General features: G+C 37.8%; 21 protein-coding genes, 1 tRNA gene, 1 other RNA gene and 1 other annotated feature. Of the genes, 17 read left to right on the top strand and 6 right to left on the bottom strand.

The genetic code is table 11. The features are described 5' to 3' along the window. Nucleotides 1–251: 251 nt before the first annotated feature. From guaB to asnB, 3 genes are all read left to right on the top strand, one after another. Nucleotides 252–1715: an IMP dehydrogenase gene (gene guaB, locus ACE1MS_RS00085; protein WP_012291837.1), complete on the top strand. Its 1464-nt coding sequence runs from the start codon at nt 252–254 to the stop codon at nt 1713–1715. A 141-nt stretch (nt 1716–1856) separates the two neighbouring features. Next, complete coding sequence (locus ACE1MS_RS00090; RefSeq protein ID WP_012291838.1) at nt 1857–3188, top strand: D-alanyl-D-alanine carboxypeptidase family protein; 1332 nt, start codon at nt 1857–1859, stop codon at nt 3186–3188. 100 nt (nt 3189–3288) lie between these two features. Continuing rightward, nucleotides 3289–5124: an asparagine synthase (glutamine-hydrolyzing) gene (gene asnB / locus ACE1MS_RS00095; RefSeq protein ID WP_447402635.1), complete on the top strand. Its 1836-nt coding sequence runs from the start codon at nt 3289–3291 to the stop codon at nt 5122–5124. 17 nt (nt 5125–5141) lie between these two features. Here the strand turns inward: asnB and pdxR are convergent, their stop codons facing one another. Continuing rightward, nucleotides 5142–6569, bottom strand: coding sequence for a MocR-like pyridoxine biosynthesis transcription factor PdxR (gene pdxR / locus ACE1MS_RS00100; protein ID WP_012291840.1), 1428 nt, complete (start codon nt 6567–6569; stop codon nt 5142–5144). A 103-nt stretch (nt 6570–6672) separates the two neighbouring features. On the opposite strand from pdxR, the gene pdxS reads away from it, so the two are divergent. The 3 genes from pdxS to serS all read left to right on the top strand — a co-directional run bounded on the left by pdxS (nt 6673) and on the right by serS (nt 9811). Further along, nucleotides 6673–7557: a pyridoxal 5'-phosphate synthase lyase subunit PdxS gene (gene pdxS / locus ACE1MS_RS00105; protein ID WP_012291841.1), complete on the top strand. Its 885-nt coding sequence runs from the start codon at nt 6673–6675 to the stop codon at nt 7555–7557. Between the two features lies 1 nt (nt 7558). Next, nucleotides 7559–8122 (top strand): pyridoxal 5'-phosphate synthase glutaminase subunit PdxT, encoded by a 564-nt coding sequence (pdxT, locus tag ACE1MS_RS00110; protein ID WP_012291842.1) that lies wholly within the window; start codon nt 7559–7561, stop codon nt 8120–8122. A gap of 49 nt (nt 8123–8171) precedes the next feature. Beyond that, nucleotides 8172–8388: a binding site (T-box leader), on the top strand. Between the two features lie 142 nt (nt 8389–8530). Continuing rightward, complete coding sequence (gene serS, locus ACE1MS_RS00115) at nt 8531–9811, top strand: serine--tRNA ligase (RefSeq protein ID WP_036218031.1); 1281 nt, start codon at nt 8531–8533, stop codon at nt 9809–9811. Between the two features lie 454 nt (nt 9812–10265). Here serS and tadA read toward each other — a convergent pair whose 3' ends face one another. Beyond that, entirely contained in the window at nt 10266–10778 is a 513-nt protein-coding gene (gene tadA, locus ACE1MS_RS00120) for a tRNA adenosine(34) deaminase TadA (RefSeq protein ID WP_031418649.1), read from the bottom strand. 184 nt (nt 10779–10962) lie between these two features. Here tadA and ACE1MS_RS00125 point away from each other — a divergent pair, with 184 nt between their 5' ends. From ACE1MS_RS00125 to ACE1MS_RS00170, 10 genes are all read left to right on the top strand, one after another. Then, entirely contained in the window at nt 10963–11292 is a 330-nt protein-coding gene (locus ACE1MS_RS00125; RefSeq protein ID WP_012291845.1) for an ArsR/SmtB family transcription factor, read from the top strand. 18 nt (nt 11293–11310) lie between these two features. Further along, on the top strand, nt 11311–12258 hold the full coding sequence (locus ACE1MS_RS00130) for a cation diffusion facilitator family transporter (protein ID WP_012291846.1): 948 nt from the start codon (nt 11311–11313) through the stop codon (nt 12256–12258). A gap of 69 nt (nt 12259–12327) precedes the next feature. Then, nucleotides 12328–12660: a metal-sensitive transcriptional regulator gene (locus ACE1MS_RS00135; protein ID WP_008179668.1), complete on the top strand. Its 333-nt coding sequence runs from the start codon at nt 12328–12330 to the stop codon at nt 12658–12660. A gap of 33 nt (nt 12661–12693) precedes the next feature. Continuing rightward, nucleotides 12694–12900, top strand: a complete 207-nt coding sequence (gene copZ, locus ACE1MS_RS00140) for a copper chaperone CopZ (RefSeq protein ID WP_012291847.1) — start codon at nt 12694–12696, stop codon at nt 12898–12900. 81 nt (nt 12901–12981) lie between these two features. Beyond that, nucleotides 12982–15393: a heavy metal translocating P-type ATPase gene (locus tag ACE1MS_RS00145; RefSeq protein ID WP_325882225.1), complete on the top strand. Its 2412-nt coding sequence runs from the start codon at nt 12982–12984 to the stop codon at nt 15391–15393. A gap of 186 nt (nt 15394–15579) precedes the next feature. Beyond that, on the top strand, nt 15580–16215 hold the full coding sequence (locus ACE1MS_RS00150; protein WP_036160336.1) for a deoxynucleoside kinase: 636 nt from the start codon (nt 15580–15582) through the stop codon (nt 16213–16215). Then, nucleotides 16215–16883, top strand: coding sequence for a deoxynucleoside kinase (locus tag ACE1MS_RS00155; RefSeq protein ID WP_031418652.1), 669 nt, complete (start codon nt 16215–16217; stop codon nt 16881–16883). The genes ACE1MS_RS00150 and ACE1MS_RS00155 overlap by 1 nt, the downstream gene beginning before the upstream one ends. Nucleotides 16884–16972: 89 nt before the next feature. Beyond that, complete coding sequence (locus ACE1MS_RS00160; protein WP_036166758.1) at nt 16973–17500, top strand: LOG family protein; 528 nt, start codon at nt 16973–16975, stop codon at nt 17498–17500. Between the two features lie 64 nt (nt 17501–17564). Beyond that, nucleotides 17565–18473 (top strand): methyl-accepting chemotaxis protein, encoded by a 909-nt coding sequence (locus tag ACE1MS_RS00165; protein ID WP_012291852.1) that lies wholly within the window; start codon nt 17565–17567, stop codon nt 18471–18473. A gap of 94 nt (nt 18474–18567) precedes the next feature. Next, nucleotides 18568–19188 carry an RraA family protein gene (locus tag ACE1MS_RS00170; protein ID WP_031418655.1) on the top strand — a complete coding sequence of 207 codons (621 nt, stop codon included), beginning with the start codon at nt 18568–18570 and terminating at the stop codon, nt 19186–19188. Nucleotides 19189–19233: 45 nt separating this feature from the next. Here the strand turns inward: ACE1MS_RS00170 and ACE1MS_RS00175 are convergent, their stop codons facing one another. The 4 genes from ACE1MS_RS00175 to ACE1MS_RS00190 form a co-directional block, all read right to left on the bottom strand. After that, nucleotides 19234–20508, bottom strand: a complete 1275-nt coding sequence (locus ACE1MS_RS00175) for a cation:dicarboxylate symporter family transporter (RefSeq protein ID WP_012291854.1) — start codon at nt 20506–20508, stop codon at nt 19234–19236. A 90-nt stretch (nt 20509–20598) separates the two neighbouring features. Next, complete coding sequence (locus ACE1MS_RS00180) at nt 20599–21477, bottom strand: response regulator (RefSeq protein ID WP_012291855.1); 879 nt, start codon at nt 21475–21477, stop codon at nt 20599–20601. Continuing rightward, nucleotides 21478–22737, bottom strand: a complete 1260-nt coding sequence (locus tag ACE1MS_RS00185; protein ID WP_325882224.1) for a sensor histidine kinase — start codon at nt 22735–22737, stop codon at nt 21478–21480. A 127-nt stretch (nt 22738–22864) separates the two neighbouring features. Beyond that, nucleotides 22865–22957 (bottom strand) — tRNA-Ser (locus ACE1MS_RS00190). A gap of 162 nt (nt 22958–23119) precedes the next feature. On the opposite strand from ACE1MS_RS00190, the gene ffs reads away from it, so the two are divergent. Next, an RNA gene (ffs, locus tag ACE1MS_RS00195) (signal recognition particle sRNA large type) lies at nt 23120–23387 on the top strand. Nucleotides 23388–23480: the final 93 nt, after the last annotated feature.

Genomic DNA, 23480 nt, shown 5'->3' on the forward strand with positions numbered 1-23480 from the left:
TTATGAAAATCCTTCATAAATTACAGAATTTTATACGAAAATCCTTCATTTTAAATATCATTGTCACGTTTCATATAACTATATTAAGATTGTTAGGAGTTTTTATATAGCTATTTATTTGGATTTTTAATTAAAATTTGCTATGATTAAAAGTCTGAATTGTCTTTCTTTTATAAGTTTCTTGACAGTAGCAGTCCACGTTGTTAATCTTACAATTAATATTCTTTTAACTATAGGAGGAAGTTACGAAAATGTGGGAGACTAAATTTGCCAAAGAAGGTTTAACTTTTGATGATGTATTATTAGTACCAGCTCATTCTGAAGTATTACCGAAAGATGTTGATTTATCTGTTCAATTAACACCAAAGATTAAATTAAACATTCCTATGATCAGCGCAGGTATGGATACAGTTACAGAGTCTAAAATGGCGATTGCTATGGCACGACAAGGCGGTATCGGCATTATCCACAAAAACATGGGTATCGACGAACAAGCTGAACAGGTAGAAAAAGTAAAACGTTCTGAAAATGGTGTTATTACAAACCCATTCTTCTTAACTCCGACTCATCAAGTTTTCGATGCTGAGCATTTAATGGGTAAATACCGAATCTCTGGTGTACCTATTGTTGATAGTATGGAAAACCAAAAACTTGTAGGGATCATTACAAACCGTGATTTACGTTTTATCTCAGATTACTCTTTAAAAATTGAAGATGTTATGACAAAAGAAGATTTAATTACGGCTCCTGTTGGAACGACTCTAGAGGATGCAGAAAAAATTCTTCAACAATATAAAATCGAAAAACTTCCGATTGTTGATGAAGAGGGTCGCTTAACTGGACTTATCACAATCAAAGATATTGAGAAAGTTATTGAATTCCCTAATGCTGCTAAAGATACACATGGTCGCTTACTTGTAGGTGCAGCAGTTGGTGTATCGAAGGATACAATGGTACGTATTGAGAAGCTTGTAGAAGCACAAGTTGACATTGTAGTAATCGATACAGCACACGGACATTCTGAAGGCGTATTGCAAACAATCCGCTCAATTCGAGAAACTTACCCAGAACTAGAAATCATTGCTGGTAACGTAGCTACTGCAGAAGGTGCACGTGCATTATTCGAAGCTGGAGCAGATGTTGTTAAAGTAGGAATTGGCCCAGGCTCAATTTGTACTACACGTGTTGTGGCTGGCGTAGGTGTGCCACAAATTACAGCAGTTTATGATTGTGCTACAGTAGCACGTGAGCTTGGTAAAACAATTATTGCGGATGGTGGTATTAAGTACTCTGGCGATATTGTGAAAGCTTTAGCAGCTGGCGGAAATGTTGTTATGCTAGGATCACTTCTTGCAGGTACTTCTGAATCACCAGGAGAGACAGAAATCTTCCAAGGTCGTCGTTTCAAAGTATACCGTGGTATGGGATCTATCGGAGCAATGGAAAAAGGCTCAAAAGATCGATACTTCCAAGAAGATGCGAAAAAGTTAGTGCCTGAGGGTATTGAAGGTCGCCTTCCTTATAAAGGGCCATTAGCCGATACAATTTATCAACTGATTGGTGGTATCCGAGCTGGTATGGGTTATTGTGGAGCACCACACCTTGAGTATTTACGAGAAAATGCTCAATTTGTTAAAATGACAGGTGCAGGTCTCCGTGAATCACATCCACATGATGTACAGATTACAAAAGAGTCACCAAACTATTCCATGTAATAAATTACTTGCAACTTTTATGCTTTCGCATCGTCTACAAAGATGGCGCGAGAGCATTTTTTTATGGTAGAGAGTCAACACGTATGTTGTTATCTATGATAAAATGTCGAGGACAAGATTATTTTTTGGAGGGCTTTAAAGGTGAAAAAGAAAATGAACACCGTACTACGCTTACTCCTAATTCCCGTTTTATTAATTGGTATTTTTGCAGGTATTCCTGCAAAGGCAAGTGCAGAGACGGATTTAGGATTAACAGTAGATGCTGCGATTTTAATTGACGCAGATTCAGGCAAAATTTTATATGAACAAAATGCGGATACTTCACTAGGTATTGCAAGTATGACAAAAATGATGACTGAATACCTGTTATTGGACGCTATTGATGCAGGGACAGTTAAATGGGATCAAGAATACCATGTAACCGATTATACGTATCGTATGTCTCAAAATCGTGCATTAAGTAATGTACCTTTACGTCGAGATGGTTCTTACACAATTCGAGAATTGTACGAGGCAATGGCTATTTATTCAGCGAATGCTGCAACTGTTGCTATAGCTGAAACAATTGCTGGAACAGAGACTGAATTTTTGAAATTAATGAACAAAAAAGCAGAAGAACTTGGCCTAGAAGGTTATAAGTTTGTTAATGCAACAGGTCTAAACAACGCGGATCTTTTTGGGATGCATCCAGCAGGGACAGGACCAGAAGATGAGAACGTGATGCCTGCTAAATATGTGGCAAAACTAGCCTATCATCTATTAAAGGATCACCCAAAGGTATTAGAAACTTCCCAAATTACTAAGAAGACATTCCGTGAAGGTACAGAGGACGCCATTGAGATGTCTAACTGGAACTTTATGTTACCGGGTTTAGTTTTTGAATATCAAGGTGTCGATGGATTAAAAACCGGTACTACAAACTTTGCAGGCCATTGCTTTACAGGTACTGCAGAGCGCAATGGTACTCGATTAATCGCAGTTGTCATGAAAGCTGTTGATGCAAGTGGACAAGGATCATATAAAGCTCGTTTTGATGCAACAGCAAAATTATTTAACTATGGTTTTTCACAATTCTCAAAACAAGAAATTTTACCAGCGAACTATACGTTTAAAGATCAAAAAACAGTAAAAGTGACAAAGGGTAAAGAAGACAAAGTAGAGATTGCTGTAAAAGAACCTATTTCATTTATGATTAAGTCTTCTGATAAAGATCTTTATAAACCTAAATTGGTTTTAGATAAAAAGAGTCTTGAGGCAGGAGTTAAGAAAGATACTGTTGTAGGAAAGGTCGTTATTGAGCGCACAGAGGGCACAGACTACGGCTTTATCGATGGAAAGGATATTTCATCCGATATTGTTACTACGGGCTCTGTAGAGCGTGCTAGCGGTATCTCATTGTTCTTCCAAGGTATTGGGAACTTCTTCGGCAATTTATGGAGTGGAATTTCTGACTTCGTTGGTGGACTATTCTAATCATTAATTAAAGGGCACATGAATGTTAAGAAACATTCATGTGCTTTTTCACATTTTTGACCCATACAGCATACGCTAATAGGCGAAAGGATGTGGCTAAATGTGTGGCATTACAGGGTGGGCTAGCTTTCAAAAGAATTTAAAAGCAAGTGAAAAAGTTTTACAAGCAATGACACGGACATTAAACAGGAGAGGGCCAGATGATGAAAATATTTGGTGTAGTGAGCATATTGCATTTGGCCATCGACGGTTAGCGGTTATCGATTTAATAGGTGGCAAGCAGCCTATGAAAAAACTACATGAAGGGATAAACTATGTCATTACATATAATGGCGAACTTTATAATACTCAGGAGCTGCGTAAAGAGCTGGAGAAGAGAGGTCATACTTTCACAACACATTCAGATACAGAAGTGTTATTGACCGCCTATATTGAATGGAAAGAGCAATGCGTAGACTTTCTAAATGGTATTTTTGCATTTGGCATTTGGGATGAACAGGAGCAATCTCTTTTTTTATGCAGAGATAGATTGGGTGTGAAGCCCCTTTATTTTACAGAGCAACAGGGGGGGATTCTTTTTGCATCTGAAGTAAAGGCTTTGCTGGCACATCCAATGGTTCAAGCTGCCATCAATACGGAGGGATTGGCAAGTATGATGGCTGTAGGCCCCTCTAGAGCACCAGGTAAGACTCTTTTTCAAAATATTGAGGAGTTACGACCAGGATTTGCAATGCGCTTCTCTAGAGAGGGATTAAGAAAATGGCAGTATTGGCAGCTACAAAGCCGCAAGCATGAAGAAACATTGGAAGAGACGATTGAGCAGGTTCGTTGGCTGTTAACAGATGCTATTGAACGACAGCTTATTTCGGATGTACCAATCTGTACATTTCTATCAGGAGGACTTGATTCTAGTATTATTACAGGAATTGCTGCTGATAGATTCCGCCAACAAAACAATCAGTTGCATACGTATTCAATTGATTATGAGGATAATGAACGTTTTTTTAATCCACATGCATTTCAAACGTCAACAGATACGTATTGGATTCAAAAGATGACCGAGGCTTTTAAGACGACACATCATGCAGAAGAAATAACTCAGCAACAGCTGATTGATTTACTAGTAGAATCAGTTATAGTTAGAGATTCACCAGGTATGGCGGATGTAGATTCTTCGTTACTCTGGTTTTGTCGAGAAATTAAAAGAGACTTTACTGTAGCACTATCTGGCGAATGTGCAGATGAAATTTTTGGTGGATATCCATGGTTTAAGGAAAAAACTACGGGCTTTCCTTGGATTCGGTCATTGGCTGAAAGAAATGCAATACTTCAGGAGAAGTGGGATAAAAAATTAAAAATTGAATCCTACGCACAGCAGCTATATACACAAACAATTACAGAAGTCCCGTTACTAGATGGTGAAAGTCCTGCAGAAGTAAAACACCGTGAAATGTTTTATTTAAATATGCAATGGTTTATGCAGACATTGCTAGAGCGGAAAGATCGTATGAGTATGGGAGCGAGTTTAGAGGTACGAGTTCCTTTTGCAGATCATCGCCTTGTGGAATATGCATGGAATATTCCTTGGGAAATGAAGAATTTAGATGGCATAGAAAAGGGCTTACTTCGAAAGTCGATGGCACATTTATTGCCTGATGAAGTATTATACCGTAAAAAAAATCCCTATCCTAAAACGTATCATCCAGTTTATACAGCAGGTGTGCAAACATGGCTAAGGGAAATTCTTAAAGATAAAAACTCTATCTTACATGAATTATTTGAGTACAAAAAACTTGCAGAATTAATTGAATCGGGGGGGAGCTCTTTCAAAATTCCATGGTATGGACAATTAATGGCAGGACCTCAACTTTTAGCATATCTAGGGCAAATTCATAGTTGGTTTGAGCATTATCATATTCAACTAATTGAATCTTAATGGGAGTCACCCATCTACTACTTGGTTGTAGTAGATGGGTTATTTTTTTGTATCCCCCAACAATCCATTAATTGTTCTATCGACTGTTCAATTACATGGACAGGTATACCGCCAAAGCCAAGTAAAAATTGTGCTTGCGAAGATTCACCATGATCTAGTCGATAATCAGACAACGGATAAATCCCTATTCCTGCGTAGAAGGCAAGTTGTTGTAATTGTTTTTCTGGTAATTCGTGTTTAACATCTAATAATATATGCATTCCTGCTTGCTCACCTGTAATTTTAATGGATGATGAATATTTTTCTAAAATAGAAGTAAGCTGATCATGTTTTTTACGATAAACTTTACGCATTCGATTAAGGTGTTTTGCAAAATGACCATCATGCATAAAATTTGCTACGATATGCTGATCGAAGCGAGGTACAGTTGATGAATAGTAATTAAAAACATCATTATACGTAGCAAGTAATTGAGGTGGAAGTACAAAATAGGCTACACGCAAAGATGGCATTAACGATTTTGTAAAAGTGCTCATATAAATGACTTTATCGTTTCTATCTAGAGCATGTAGAGCAGGAATTGGTTTTCCAGTATAACGAAACTCTGAATCATAATCATCTTCAATGATATAACGAGATGAGCTTTGTGCTGCCCAGTTTAAAGCCTGTGCACGCCTAGTAGCGGATAATACGGCGCCAGTAGGAAATTGATGTGATGGTGTAATATAGACAACATTAGCTTGTGTTCGCTCTAGCTCGTGAATGACGATACCTTCTTCATCGACGGCAATAGGATATACTTTCCGTTTATGCTGAGAGAACATACGATGCACAGCTGGATAGCCTGGGTTTTCCAGAGCAAAGCATGTATCATCCCTAAAAAGACGTAAAATCATAGGCAGAAGCTGCTCAGTACCAGAGCCAACGACAATTTGCTCTGGATTACAGATAACTCCACGTGATTGATATAAATAATTTGCAATTTCAGTTCGTAAAGAAAGCTCCCCTTGAGGTTCCCCTGTTAATAATAAATTTTTTGAGGCTTCATCAAACAGCTCCTTTGCATATTTTCTCCAGATCTGAAATGGGAAAGCATCGATATCAATAGAACCAGGATTAAAATCTATTTTGTATGACTTTTTCTTAACGTGCTCATTGAAAGGAATTACGATGTCCTGCTGGATGTAGGGTAGTTCATCGATTTCTTCTACAAAATAACCAACACGAGATTTGGACATAATATAGCCTTCTGCAAGAAGCTGTGCATAGGCAATTTCAATCGTTGTTTGAGAGATATTCAAAAAATCGGCTAATTTTCTTTTTGATGGTAATTTTTCTCCCACTGCTATTTTCTTGGAAATAATAGCTTCTTTAATACCATTATAAAGCTGATCATATAGCGGTTTATCGCCATTTCTTTCAAGCTGAAATAAAAGCATATCCATATGATAAAAACCTCCTGACCTTATAGTTATTTTGAAAACTGGATATTTTTATATGGTCAATTTCTATTATACTAAATTTCATCATAAAGATGGAGGTTAGACAATGAAACAGACAGGTACAAATTTGGTGAAGCGTGGTATGGCTGAGATGCAAAAGGGCGGCGTCATTATGGACGTGATCAATGCTGAGCAAGCAAAAATTGCAGAGGCGGCAGGAGCAGTAGCGGTAATGGCATTAGAAAGAGTACCTTCAGATATTCGCAAAGCAGGAGGTGTTGCTCGTATGGCAGATCCTCGTATTGTAGAGGAAGTACTAGGAGCAGTCTCCATTCCTGTTATGGCAAAAGCTCGTATTGGTCATATTGTAGAAGCCCGTGTTTTAGAAGCGATGGGGGTTGATTATATTGATGAAAGTGAAGTACTTACACCAGCAGATGAAGAATATCACTTATTAAAAAGTAATTATACCGTACCATTTGTGTGTGGCTGTCGTGATCTTGGGGAAGCAGCCCGTCGCATTGGGGAAGGAGCAGCTATGTTACGAACAAAAGGTGAACCAGGAACAGGGAATATTGTGGAGGCAGTTCGACATATTCGTAAAGTGAATGCCCAAGTCCGAAAAGTAGTAGGTATGACAGAGGATGAATTAATGACAGAGGCAAAATTACTAGGAGCACCTTTTGAATTATTAAGAGAGATCAAACGCCTTGGTCGTTTACCAGTGGTTAATTTTGCAGCAGGAGGTGTAGCTACGCCAGCTGATGCGGCATTAATGATGGAGCTTGGGGCTGATGGTGTGTTTGTCGGTTCAGGTATCTTTAAATCTGATAATCCTGAAAAATTTGCACATGCGATTGTAGAAGCGACGACACATTACAAAGATTATAAGCTTATTGCTGAAATATCAAAGGAACTAGGTGTACCAATGAAAGGTATTGATATTGCACAGCTCGGGCTAAATGAGCGCATGCAAGAGCGAGGCTGGTAAGATGAAACGAATTGGTGTTTTAGCGTTACAAGGGGCGGTACGAGAGCATGTTCAAATGCTAGAAAGCCTTGGCTGTGAAGCTGTTGAAGTAAAACATAAGCAGGATTTAGTAAAACTAGATGGACTTGTATTACCTGGTGGAGAGAGTACTACAATGAGAAAGCTGTTGGATCGTTTTGAACTACTAGAGCCTATACGAGAAATAGCACAACGTGGTTTACCCATGTTTGGGACATGTGCAGGATTAATTTTAATGGCTACTACTTTAGTAAATGATGAACCACATTTAGCAGTTATGGATGTGACAGTTGCAAGAAATTCATATGGACGCCAGGTTGACAGCTTTGAAGTAATGCTGGATATTCCTAAAATAGGAGAGGCGATTCCAGCAGTTTTTATTCGGGCACCTCATATAGTGAAAGTCGGAAAAGATGTTGAAATTCTCGCAGAGCATGAAGGTAAGATTATTTTAGCCCAGGATAGACATTTACTAGGTTGTTCCTTTCATCCCGAATTAACTTCAGACACACGTATTCTTGAATATTTTGTAGCATCTATGGTATGACTTGCAAAATTTGTTTTCATATAGTACAGTATGGTTAAAATTTAATTAACTGAACACGATGATGGGAAGTAGTAGCAAGCACGTTTTTTTTAGAGAGTCAGCGGTTGGTGAAAGCTGATAAAAGCACTTGTGAATCCGTCCTGGAGTTGCACAGTCGAAGTCATTGAAGTAGGCTGCTGCCGGCTGGAATGCCGTTATAAAATAAGTGGATTAGATATAGTGTCTAATCAATTAGGGTGGCAACGCGGGTAGCTCTCGTCCCTTTATGGGATGGGGGCTTTTTTGTGTTTATCTTGATTTAGCCAAATATCGCCTTTCTATTCTGGTGTTTAAATGACCGCTGAATCAAGATATAGAAACAAGATGCAACAATTTCCCATCATTAAGAAACTACTGGAGGTATGTTCGATGTTAGATATTAAACGCGTGCGTGATAATTTCGCCGAAATTAAAGAAATGCTATTAACACGTAATGAAGATTTAGGGAATTTAGATGACTTTGAAAATTTAGATGCAAAGCGTCGTGAACTAATTGCTAAAACGGAAGAACTGAAGGCAGAACGAAATAAAGTATCTGAGCAAATTTCTGTTATGAAGCGCAACAAAGAAAACGCAGATGAAGTGATTGCGCGTATGCGTCAAGTGGGCGATGAAATTAAAGAGCTTGATATTCAATTAAATGATGTGGAAGATCGCTTTAAAGATATGATGATGCGCCTGCCGAACGTTCCTCATGAATCTGTACCAGTGGGTACGACAGAAGATGACAATGTTGAGGAATATACATGGGGTCAAATTCCAGCATTTGATTTTGAGATTAAAGCACACTGGGACCTAGCTACGGATCTAAAAATTGTGGACTTTGAACGTGGCGCAAAAGTAACTGGTAGCCGATTCTTATTCTACCGCGGCCTAGGGGCTCGCTTAGAACGTGCGTTAATGACCTTTATGATGGATTTACATGCTGAAGAGCATGGCTATGAGGAAATGCTACCACCTGTGATTGTAAATCGTGAAAGCTTAACGGGTACTGGACAGCTACCTAAATTTGAGGAAGACGTATTTAAATTAGCGGAAACAGATTATTTCATGATTCCAACAGCTGAAGTACCCGTGACCAATTTCTACCGTGATGAAATTTTAACTGCTGAAGCTTTACCACAAGGTTTTGCTGCATACAGTGCATGTTTCCGTTCAGAAGCGGGCTCTGCAGGTCGTGATACACGTGGTTTAATCCGCCAGCACCAATTTAACAAAGTGGAATTAGTTCGCTTTGTTAAACCTGAGGAGTCATATGAGCAGTTAGAGCTATTAACGGGTCATGCTGAAAAAGTGCTGCAATTACTTGGCTTACCATATCGTAAATTAAAAATGTGTACAGCCGATTTAGGATTCACTGCTGCGAAGAAATATGATTTAGAAGTTTGGATTCCAGCACAAAACATGTACCGAGAAATTTCTTCTTGTTCAAACTTTGAGGACTTCCAAGCACGACGCGCAAATATTCGCTTCCGTCGTGAGCCAAATGCAAAACCAGAATATGTTCACACATTAAACGGTTCAGGTCTTGCGATTGGTCGTACAGTTGCCGCTATTCTTGAAAACTATCAACAAGCCGATGGAAGCGTAGTAATTCCTGAAGTTTTAAGACCATATATGGGTGGAAAAGAAGTAATTGCCCCAAAATAAACATCAAGGCTATTTTAGATTACCGTATAAAGGTTAAGCTAAAATAGCCTTTTTTCATTTCAAAAATGATATTTCTCGTAATTTTCGAAAATTCGTTATTAGGGGTAATATTTATAGGGACAGGGGGAGAAATTCATGAATTTACAGCAATTTGCTGAGGCTTTAAATGAATTTGACAATGTCTTAATTTCAGATGCTAAAGGATGTGCAATTTATGATTAAGCAGATTTAAATAACTATTGTAAATCGGCTTAACACCAGATGACCAGCTTATACATGTATAGCCATTCACTTGATATATTGAAGTTGAATACGTTTTTGAACAATCCACAATTCAAGCTTCATATTAGGTTCAATATATGTGCTGTGGTTGCTACGACACATTTCCTATATATCGCCATCGCCTTAAATATAAAAAAGAAGGTGCCTCAATAGGAGCACCTTCTTTTTTTAGCTAATTCTTTTCAGTCATTGCTGCTTGTCGTGTCTTTTTCTCTGCCTTCTTTCGTTCACGTAAAGCTCGGAAAAAATCGGTTAGGATTTGTCCACATTCATCTGCTAAAATTCCTTCAGAAACTTCGCACTCATGGTTAAAGCGTGCATCATTTAATAAACGATAGAGTGAATCTACACAGCCTGCTTTTATATCCCTTGCTCCATAAACGACACGTGGTACACGGGATTGGAGGATTGCACCTGCACACATGGGGCAAGGCTCAAGCGTAACGTAAAGTGTTGTTTTTTCGAGACGCCAACTGCCGATTTTTTGACAAGCCTCTTGAATAACCATTAATTCAGCATGTGTTGTTGCATTTTGTGTTGTTTCTCGTAGGTTATGAGCTCTTGCAATAATTTCCCCATCATAAACAAGGACAGCCCCTATAGGTACTTCCCCAAGTATAGCTGCTTTTTTTGCTTCCTCTAATGCTTGTTTCATAAATAAACGATCTGTTTCAAAAATATCCACTAAATATCTCTCCTTAAAAGTAGTTTATCCTGCTTAATTGGTAATTGCTACTTTTAAATTCTTGCAGATTTCAGAAGCAATACGACAAGGCATAATTATTGATTGACATTCCTAAAATAACCATTTATATTTATATATGAACACATGCTCATATATAAATATAAATAAATGGGGGTAAACTAATATGGATGAAGAAATAAAAATAACGAAAATGGAAAATAGTCAGCATTTAGACGATGAGACATTATTTGTTGTGTCTCAAACTTTTAAGGCATTAAGTGACCCGACGAGAATTCGAATTTTAAATTTACTTTGTGCAGATGAGCATTCTGTCAATGACATTGCTGAAATTTTAGATTTAGGACAATCGACAGTTTCTCATCAATTACGGTTTCTAAAAAATTTACGATTAGTGAAATTTAGAAGAGAAGGTACAACTTTATTTTACTCAAAAGATGACGATCACATTATGAACTTATTGAAGCAAGCAATTGAGCATGCTGCACATAATTAAAGAACGGAGGGATTAATAATGGGACATAACCATGATCATGGCCATGATCATACACATGGCGCTAATAAAAAAGTGTTAATCGTATCATTTATTATTATTACTAGTTATATGGTTGTGGAAGCAATTGGTGGTTTTTTAACAAATAGTTTGGCTCTTTTATCGGATGCAGGTCATATGTTAAGTGACTCCATTTCATTAGCTATAGCTTTGCTCGCGTTTGTTTTTGGAGAAAAGGCAGCAAGCTATAGTAAAACATATGGTTATAAACGATTTGAAATTTTAGCGGCAGTATTAAATGGCGTTACATTGATTGGGATAGCATTATTTATTTTCTATGAAGCGATCGAACGATTTGCAAATCCCCCTGAAGTGGCTACTACAGGAATGCTTATTATAAGTACAATCGGTCTTTTGGTTAACATTTTAGTAGCATGGATTATGATGCGTGGAAGTGATACAAAGGACAATTTAAATATGCGTGGAGCTTTTTTACATGTACTGAGTGATATGCTAGGATCTGTAGGAGCTATTGTGGCTGCCTTACTAATTATGTTTTTTGGTTGGGGATGGGCTGATCCTCTAGCGAGTGTTATTGTTGCCTTATTAGTAATAAGAAGTGGCTACTATGTTACAAAATCCGCTATTCATGTATTAATGGAAGGAACACCCTCTAATGTGGATGTTCAGGAGATAATTCAATTAATTGAACAAACTGATGGGGTAGAAAGCATCCACGATCTACACATCTGGACAATTACTAGTGGAACCAATGCTTTGTCCTGTCATGCAGTTGTAAATAAGTACTTAAAAATTGTAGATGGTGAGCATATTCTACGAAAAATTGAACATAATCTTGAGCATAAGGGTATTAAACATGTAACCATTCAATTAGAAACGGCTTCCCATCCACATGAAAGCTCGATTTTATGTCAATTGAAAAATGTTCATGAGCATCATCATGAATAAAAAAAAATTTACGACTTGCATACCCTTCGTGGGTATAGTATGATGAAAATGAAATAGGAGGTGTAGTGAATGGAGGACATAGTAAAAGAGGATGCTTGTCATACAGAGGGAGCTACGTCTTGTCGAAAAAGCCATCACCCTGAGCGTGTGAAAAAGGATTTAACAACTCGTTTAAACCGTATAGAAGGTCAAATCCGGGGCATTAAGGGAATGATCGAAAAAGACGTTTATTGTGATGATGTTATTACGCAACTTTCTGCTACACAGTCTGCTTTGAATAGTGTAGCGAAAATTTTACTAGAAGGACATTTAAAGGGTTGTGTTGTGGATCGTCTATCAGAGGGCGATGATGCAGTTTTAGATGAATTAGTAGTAACGATTCAAAAGTTAATGAAAAAATAGATGTTTATAAAAATAAAAAGGGAGAGATTTATTATGCAAAATGTAACATTAAATGTGCAAGGAATGTCATGTGGTCATTGTGTAAACGCAGTTGAAAAAAATGTTGGTGCTTTAACTGGTGTTGAACAAGTAAAAGTAAATTTAGCAGAAGGTTTAGTTGATGTTGCATTTGATGATGCACAAGTATCACTTGATCAAATTAAAGAGACAATTGATGATCAAGGCTATGAAGTAAAATAAAAATTGTAGAGTGCTGTGATGGCACTCTCTTATTTTCAAAAATATATACCCCCTGTCGGTATAAGGAGAGGTGAAAGGTAAATGAGTTCTGATCATAAGGAAGCTAATTTGCAAATTACAGGGATGACATGTGCGGCCTGTGCCACTCGAATAGAAAAAGGATTAAATAAAATGGATGGAGTAGAACAAGCAACGGTTAATTTAGCGCTTGAAAAATCATCTATTAAGTACGATCCAGCAAAGCTAAGTGAAGCAGATTTTGAAAAAAAGATAGAGGCGCTTGGCTATGGAGTAGTTAAACAAAAAACTGAACTTGATATTACAGGGATGACATGTGCGGCCTGTGCCACTCGAATAGAAAAAGGATTAAATAAAATGAGCGGTGTATCATCTGCCAATGTCAACTTAGCTCTTGAAAAGGCAATGATTGAGTTTAACCCATCAGAGGTGAACATTGCAGATATTATTGCAAAGGTTGAGAAGTTAGGTTACGGCGCCCATCAAAAAGCAGATGAGCAGGAAACAGAGGATCATCGAGAAAAGGTTATTAAACAGCAGCAACAAAAATTTATTTTATCGGCCATTCTATCCTTACCACTGCTTTGGACGATGGTCGGCCATTTTTCCTTTACATCGTTTTTATATGTGCCAGAATTCCTTATGAATCCATGGGTTCAAATGGTATTGGCTACACCCGTACAGTTTATTATTGGTAAGCAGTTTTATGTAGGGGCATATAAAGCATTGCGAAATGGCAGTGCAAATATGGATGTACTGGTTGTGATGGGGACATCAGCAGCTTATTTCTATAGTGTTTATCAAGCAATTGTGACGATAGGAACACATCATGGCCCACACCTCTATTTTGAAACAAGTGCTGTTTTAATTACATTAATTTTATTAGGGAAATTATTTGAGGCAAAAGCGAAAGGACGTTCATCTGAAGCTATAAAAAAACTAATGGGACTACAAGCCAAAACAGCCATTGTTGTACGAGACGGTATGGAGAGGGAAGTACCTTTAGAAGAAGTGATGATTGGTGATGTCATCCTAGTTAAACCAGGTGAGAAGATTCCCGTTGACGGAGAAGTTTTAGAAGGAACAACGGCTGTTGATGAATCCATGTTGACAGGAGAAAGTTTACCAGTTGATAAAAAGCAGGGCGATCAATTATTTGGATCAACCATTAATAAAAATGGTTTTATAAAAATGACAGCCACAAAGGTTGGCCGTGATACTGCCCTCGCACAAATTATTAAGGTAGTAGAAGATGCTCAAGGATCAAAAGCACCGATTCAACGTTTAGCAGACCAAATCTCAGGTGTTTTTGTACCAATTGTTGTTGGCATTGCGATTGTGACATTCATAGTTTGGATTATTTGGGTACGTCCTGGAGAATTTACCCCTGCTTTAGAGGTCTTAATTGCAGTACTGGTGATTGCTTGTCCATGTGCACTTGGTTTAGCCACACCGACCTCTATAATGGCCGGTTCGGGTCGCGCCGCTGAATTTGGCATTTTATTCAAAGGTGGCGAACATTTAGAACAAACACAAAGTATTGATACGGTAGTTGTAGATAAGACAGGGACAGTGACACATGGTAAGCCAGTGCTAACGGATGTTCTTTTAGCCCCAGACCAAGAGGAGACACACTTTTTATCATTAATCGGTGCAGCTGAGAAACAGTCGGAGCATCCACTTGCAGAGGCGATTGTTCATGGTATAGAAGAACGTGGTATTGCTTTAGGGGATGTTCAATTTTTTGAGGCAATTCCAGGTTACGGTGTGCAGGCAACGGTCTCAGGTCAAGGTGTTATCATTGGTACACGAAAATTAATGCAACAGTATGGCATCCAGCTAGATAGTATTTTACCTAAAATGGAGGAATTAGAGAGCAATGGCAAAACAGCAATGTTGGCTGCAATAAATGGCCAATATGCGGGGGTAGTTGCTGTTGCTGATACAGTAAAAGATACATCTAAAGAGGCTATTCATCGTTTACAGGATATGGGTATTACAGTCATTATGATGACGGGAGATAATGAACGTACAGCCCAGGCAATAGGAACAGAGGTAGGTGTTAACCAAGTTATTGCTGAAGTCTTACCAGAAGGAAAAGCAGATGAGGTGAAAAAGCTTCAAGCTCAAGGTAAAAATGTAGCGATGGTGGGAGATGGAATTAATGATGCACCTGCGCTAGCGACAGCGAATATTGGTATGGCCATTGGTACAGGGACAGATGTGGCGATGGAAGCGGCAGATATTACGTTAATCCGTGGTGATTTAAATAGTATTGCGGACGCTATTCTTATGAGTAGAAAAACAATGCGTAATATTAAACAAAATCTGTTTTGGGCATTTGCTTACAATACTTTAGGTATTCCGATTGCTGCAATTGGTCTACTTGCTCCGTGGGTGGCAGGGGCAGCAATGGCTTTCAGTTCTGTATCAGTTGTATTAAATGCTCTACGTTTACAGCGAGTGAAATTGTGAAGATGAAAAGACATTGGGATACATATCCTCAATGTCTTTTTTCAAACTATACGGGGAAAAATCTCATACTTAATTTTCATAGGTTGATTCTGTTTTTCATTTTATCACTATGATAAAATGAAAGGTACTGATTCATTTATGTAGGACACAATGATCGAATCCATAGAACAAAAGGAGGAGCTTCTGGTGACGGTTCCATTTGTTACGGTAGAAGGTCCGATTGGTGTTGGTAAAACCTCTTTATCGAAAGAGATAGCAGCGACATTTAATTACCATCTATTAAAAGAAATTGTAGACGAAAACCCTTTTTTAAATAAGTTTTATGAAAATATTGAGGAGTGGAGTTTCCAAACGGAAATGTTCTTCCTATGTAATCGCTATAAGCAATTAACGGACATTAAAAAATTCCGATTAGCTCATGCCAAGCCAGTTGTAGCAGACTATCATATTTTTAAGAATTTAATATTTGCGAAGCGTACACTGGCATCTACCGAATACGAAAAGTATGAGGAAATTTATAAAATATTAACAAAAGATATGCCTGTACCTAATGTAGTTGTTTATTTACATGCAAGCGTTGAAACATTGATGAAACGAATTGCCATGCGTGGACGAGACTTTGAAAAAATGATATCACGCGATTACATGGAGCAGCTCGTTATCGATTATCATTCTTTTATCGAACATTTTGAGAAAATGCATCCTGAAATACCAGTTATTCGATTTAATGGAGATCAGCTCGATTTTGTGAAAAATCCAGACGATTTAAATTATGTTTTGAAAATAATTAAGGATACGTTACAAAAAAGGAGTTTGCAATAATGAATTTAAGAGAGAAATACGATATTCCTCCACAAACCGTCATCACGATTGCCGGTACTGTAGGCGTAGGAAAGTCCACGATGACAAAAGCTTTAGCAGAAGCACTGAATTTCCGTACATCCTTCGAAAAAGTAGATACCAATCCATATCTTGATAAATTTTATGAGGATTTTGAAAAGTGGAGCTTCCATTTACAAGTTTATTTTTTAGCAGAGCGTTTTAAGGAACAAAAACGTATTTTTGAGTATGGTGGAGGGTTTATACAAGACCGCTCTATTTATGAAGATACTGGGATTTTCGCAAAAATGCATTATGATAAGGGAACAATGAGCCCAACAGATTATGAAACGTACACGAATTTGTTTGATGCTATGGTAATGACACCGTATTTCCCACATCCCGATTTACTTGTTTATCTTGAAGGACCGATTGATGCTGTTATTGGGCGAATACAAGAACGTGGGCGCGCAATGGAGCAACAAACGCCAAATGATTATTGGATAGAAATGCATGAACGTTATGAAAACTGGATTAATAATTTTAATTCCTGTCCAGTTCTACGTTTAGATATTAATGATTATGATTTATTAAAAAATCCTGATGCAATTGAATCAATTGTGAGCCGTATCAGTCATATGCTAAAACAAACAAGCCATTTAAGAAAATAGAAGAGCAAGAAACGACCAAAGAACGTGAAACAATACATGACTGATTGTTTCACGTTTTTTGAATAGGAGGGATTACTATAAGAATTGCAGTGTATTGCGGATCTGGCATAGGGAAAAGTCCAGTATATGGGGAGAAAGCGGCAGAGCTAGGTGCTGTATTAGCTAAGCACGGACATGGTGTTGTTTACGGTGGTTCCAAAACAGGATTAATGGGAAAGGTTGCGGATGCTGTTTTAGCAGCGGGTGGAGAGGTGATTGGTGTTATGCCAACTCATTTACAGAAGCGAGAACTGGCTCATGCTTCATTAACAGAAATTCATTTTGTAGAGTCCATGCATATTCGAAAAGCTAAAATGGCGGAGCTGGCTGATGCATTTATTGCTCTTCCAGGAGGCGCAGGGACTTTGGACGAATATTTCGAAGTTTTTACTTGGGCACAAATTGGCCTTCATGAAAAACCTGTTATTTTATATAACGTAAATGGTTTCTATGACGCACTCTTACAGCATTTTAAAATAATGCTAAAGGAAGGATTTATACGATCTGAACAGAAATCCTTCTTCCGTATAGCAAATACAGCAGATGATATATTACGGTTACTAAAAAAACATGGGTGAATATTCCCCGTGTTTTTTATAATATTAAATAAACGGTAAAAAATAGAAATGGATGAGGTGAATTATGCAAGGTGCAGATACTCAAGTGACTGATGATTTAGTAGTGCAAGCTATTGAGCGCAATATAGCAATTATTCGTTTTGATATGGATCGAAGAGTTGCCTATGTAAATGAGCTGTTTGCTAAAACATTAGGCTATACCGTACAAGAATTGCTTGGAAAGAATCATAAAGATTTTTGTTTACCGAATTTCGTTCATAGTCCAGCATACGAACAGTTTTGGCGCAATTTAGTAGCAGGGAATAGTTATCAGGATAAAATTGAAAGAATTGATGCGAATGGACATAGGGTTTGGCTGGAGGCTACGTATATGCCCGTTTTCGCCAATCACTCAAATAAAGTAATTGGCGTTTCAAAAATTGCTACGAATATTACTGAACGTCAAAATGAAATAACTAATGTAGCCGATCAATTGAAGGAAATGTCTAATGGACTTCATCAACGCTCAGAAACCGGTATTCAAAATAGTCAAGAATTACTGAGCACCATTCAAGAGGTTTCACAGGAATCAAAAGAAAATGTCAGCAATCTTACACAGCTACAGAATCAAGCTGATTCCATTAAAGGTATTGTGAAAACCATTCAAGAGATTGCTGCCCAAACCAATTTATTAGCTTTGAATGCAGCGATCGAAGCCGCAAGAGCTGGAGAATATGGTCGAGGTTTTGACGTAGTGGCAAAAGAGGTGAGAAAGCTTTCCGTTAGAGTAGAGCAATCCATTTCAGAAGTGAAGGATAATATAGAGGGGATAGAGCGGGAAATTAGTCAAGTGACAGACAGTATTACAAAAATAGCTGAAAAAGTAGAAAAGACACACGAACAAATTACTATTACGACTAAAGATTTTAGTGAAATCGCAACTGCAGCAGAAGCATTAGACGAGCAGTCCAAGCAATTTATTGAAATTATTTAAGTTCAATATTTTAGTAGATATATTGAAATAGTATAAATGGTTTCATTACAATATTTGTGTAAGACTTTCATTAATCATAATAGGGGTGTTATGGATGACAAAAGTGGAAGTAAGTTTTCAGCATGTGCCAACAACAGCTATTTCAGATGCGACAGGTGGGCATACGAATTTGTGTAGTACTATTAAACCGCTAGCCGATCATTTTAAAATTGCTGGACGTGCGGTAACCGTACGTTTACCAGATGGAGAAAATGGTGCAGTGTTGGAGGCTATTAGAGCGGCCAATGAAGGAGATATTTTAGTTATAGATGCAAAGGGAAACACCAATCGAGCGGTAGCAGGAGATTTTGTGGTGTCCTTAGCAAAGGGTGTTGGAGTACAAGGTTTTGTAGTTGACGGCGTAATTCGTGATATTGCTGCTATACGTGAGTTAGATTTCCCTGTATTCTCTTTAGGTACAACAGTAGCTGCTGGTAATAAAAATGGGGGTGGCAAAGTAAATGTGCCCATTGCCATTGGAGGAGTGACGGTTCACCCAGGCGACTATATTATTGGAGATGTCGATGGTGTCATTGTTGTACCACAGCAAGATGCTGAAAAAGTAATCGAAGCTGCGGAAGAAAAGATGTTAAAAGATGAAAAGCGTGCACAAGAAGCACATGCAAACGGCAAAGAATCCATTCTTGCGTACTTAGATAAAGTGCTTGGAAATTAAATAAAACTCTCACGATGCCATCCAACATCGTGAGAGTTTTTTATTTTATGCTAAATTTTCATTTTCATTAAAGTAATTCTTCATTTTTTCGCGATCGAAACGGCCTTCCCATTTCGCCATCACTAATGACGCTAATGAGTTACCAATTACGTTAACAACTGTACGTCCCATGTCAAGGATACGGTCAATACCAGCAATAAATGCTAGTCCTTCTAATGGAATGCCAACAGTACCTAAAGTGGCTAGCAGTACGACGAAGGATACCCCCGGAACACCTGCAATCCCTTTCGAAGTAACCATCAATACAAGCATTAACGTAATTTGTTCACCAATGCTAAGGTGAATACCGTACATTTGCGCAATAAATAATGCTGCAATCGCTTGATATAGCGTTGATCCGTCTAAGTTAAAGGAGTAACCGGTAGGTATAACAAAGGATACAATATCCTTCGGAGCCCCTAATTTCTCCATTTTTAACATAATACGCGGTAATACAGCTTCAGAACTTGCGGTTGAGAATGCTAAGATCAACTCATCCTTTAACACTTTAATTAAATAGAAGATGCTGATTCCTGCAAATTTTGCCACAAGGCCAAGAACAACAAAGATGAAGAATAACATGGTTGCATAAACAAGGATGGCTAATTTGGCAAGTGGAACCAGTGAAGCAAACCCATATTTGGAAACGGTTACACCAATTAAACCAAATACCCCGATTGGCGCAAACTTCATTACGAGGTTAGTTACCCAGAACATAGCATCTGCAACCCCTTGGAAGAAGTCTAAGACTGGCTTTCCTCGTTCACCAACTGCTGCAACCCCTAAACCAAAAATAACTGAGAAGAAGATAATCGCAAGCATATTACCCTCAGCCATAGACTGAATAATATTTGTTGGGACAATACCTACAATAATATCGAATGGTCCCTCATGCTGTACTTCTTCAGTTGTTGTTACATATTTCGAAATATCCCCTTGAGATAATTCACTCATGTTTATTCCAGCACCTGGTTGGAAAATATTCGCCGAAAGTAATCCAACTAAGATTGCTACTGTCGTTATAATTTCAAAGTAAATAATGGATTTCCCGCCTAATCGTCCAAGCTGCTTCATGTCTCCAGTACCAGCAACACCAACGATTAATGTCGAAATAATAATGGGAACAACAATCATCTTAATAAGATGTAAAAAGATATCCCCTAATGGTTGTAAATATGTCTCAATCTTGGGGTTTCCATAAAAAATACCACCAACAATGATCCCTAAAATCAAGCCGATTAAAATTTGAGCGGCTAGACTGATTTTAAATTTCTTCTTCAAACCCTTTGTACCCCCTGATATTAAATTTTTAGGACACGCCTTACTTTAATAATACGGAGGACTTATGGAATCCGACAAAATCCGAGAAAATTAATTTACTTTTGTTAAAATGTCTGAATATAGCACTTGAATAAACTTCTTAATATTTACCTTTGCTTTACGATTATCATGGTCTTCAATTTGAGTCATGAGTTGACGAATTTCTTTAAAATCAAAATAGCGAGGGGCATAATATTCAAACTCAGAGTTGGTGTAATCGACAACGCCTAAATTTGCCAGATTAATCATGGCAGCTAATATTGTTCTGCGCACACGCTGCTCTATGGCTTTACTTTCCTTCAAAATTTCATCAGGTGTAGCCTTTGTTACAGCTGCGATTTCCTCGTAGAGCTCCTTTAATGGAGGAAGGGGTGCAATCTTATGCTGATGAGCAAGTAAAGTTTCGATAATAGCTATAATATCCTCGCTCCCAATTTCACCTACAATCCCCATATCATTTAATATGGACTGAATATGATCACGTGAAGTTGCTTTATTTGCTTTTTGTTCACTTAATTCAATATTTGTAAGCGATTGACGAATAACTAACAGTGAATTTTTTAGCCGAAATTGTTCGGTAGTTTTTTTTAAAACGTTTTCTACCTCAATGCGGTTAATTGGTTTATGAATGAAGAATTCTATTCCTTGTTCATAAGCCTCACCAACCATTTCTTTATTCACGACCTGAGAGATCATGATAAATTGGCCCTCAAAACGATTTTGAATAAGATGCTCGACTGTTGCTATACCATCAAGCTTTGGCATCAGCAAATCGATTAGCACAAACTCCGGCTGGGTCATTAAAATTTGGGGTATGGCATCCTCACCATTGCGAGCTTCGCCAATCACTGTACCTAACCCACTATCTTCAATAATTTGTTTTAACATGACACGACTTGCACGATCGTCGTCTACAATAAAATACCTCATTTAAGTCTCTCCCGTTTGAATAGTTTGCGTAGGAATTATGATTTTAAACGTTGTGTATTGATTGTTTGATTCAACGGTTATGGAGCCCTTTAATTTTTCTATTAGTTCAGCAACATGCGAAAGGCCAATGCCAGTTGCTGCGACACCATCTATATTATATTTGGTGGTAAATCCAGGTTCAAAAATAATAGAAAAATCCTTCTGTGAAATTCCCTTTCCAGTATCACATATTGTTATTACAGTATTATCCTCTTGTCGTTGAATAGCAATAGAAATGATACCTTGCTCTTCGATAGCCTCCACCGCATTAGCAGTTAAATTATTTAAAAGAGCGAGCAATGCAATATGTTCCCTTGTTTGAAAATCGAAGTCTATACTTGTCTGGAATTCGATATTTTTCCCAAGCAATTCAGCGTATTTACTATTGCCATCTTCTATATAATGCAATAATTCAGATAATACAAAAGGACCAAAGCTCCTTTCACCAACAATCTTTGAAATGCCTGCATATATTCGTTGTGAATCCTTTTTCACTTCATGGATTTCCTGGGCAATATGAAGAGCTTGTAAGCTTTCCGCTCGATATCCTTGAGCTTTTAATTGTCGATATAATTCAAATCCGCTAGCTGTTATGGTTTCAATATGATTCATGGATTTTTTTAAATACAGGGTCTCAACATAGAGATCAGATCCAATATTAAGCATCTCTTGAACACGTTTTTTTTGTTCGGCAATCAATATAGAGCTATAAATACCAACTACAAAAAAGCTTCGTAATAAGGCCACCGCTAACAAAATCAAAAGGTCATGAAGAAATAGAAATGTATAGGTTTGTACAAAAAAACGGAAAATTTGTTCTGCTAAGTTACTAATGACCTCACTAAAAGCAACGAGTAAACCAAGCTTTAGTGGTTTTTCCCTATATGTTTGGACATCTAAAATTCGTAGGCATATAGCAAACAATACATAAAATAATCCCGCTGGTAAATGGTTAAAAATGCTCTCTAATACGGATATATCATGTAAATATGAATTTAAAACACGAAAAAAGATGGTCACTATACTTGTCGCGAACCCAGCTAAAATAATAGGTGTAGGTTTAATTAATGTGCATAAGAAAAAGATTATGGTACCTAAACCAAAGCGAAAAGTCGTATTGGCAAACGGCATAATTTTAATCTCACTGCCTATTGCGGTCATGATAGCAATTAAAATCACCCAAGTGAGGGAAGTGCGAGCTATATTCTTTTTCGGTGGCAATTTGACAACCTCCCATAAGCGATATAATAAAAAAATACCACAACCGAGGCGGAAGTGGTATTTAACAAGTAATACATACAATTTTGGCAAAAAAAAACGGCTACATTCGTAGTCGGAAATTAAAAACTGGAGGAGGTAGAGGGATTCGAACCCCCGCGCGGTGTTACCCGCCTGTCGGTTTTCAAGACCGATCCCTTCAGCCAGACTTGGGTATACCTCCATGTTATATTGCTTTGCTGTCTTTCGACAAAAATAAATTTATCATAACTTAAAACTCAAGTCAACATTTTTTTAAAAATTTAGTAATGCTAAAATACATGGGTAATAAATAATTTGTGCATTAAGTTGCAATTTATACAAACAGTCAGTATACTAGTTATTGCCGTGCTAGGTGGGAAGGTAGCGGTGTCCTGTAACTCGCAATCCGCTCTAGCGAGACTGAATTCCTTTTTCGAGGCTGTCCGTATTGTTTGGTCTGCCTTCTGCACGTAGTGTTGACGATTGGGTCCTGCGCAATGGATACCCATGAACCATGTCAGGTCCGGAAGGAAGCAGCATTAAGTGGTCATATCCATGTGCCGCGGGGTTGCCTAATCTGAGCTAACGACAGGAGTAACGCTTATGTGCGGCTGTCAAGGAAAGGTGCACGGCATTAAATTGCCAACTCAAAGCATCCGTCTACTATAAGGCGGATGCTTTTTTTATTTTTATTTAGTAACTTCATTTTATATATAAGGCAGCAA

Source organism: Lysinibacillus sp. fkY74-1 (assembly GCF_053165895.1).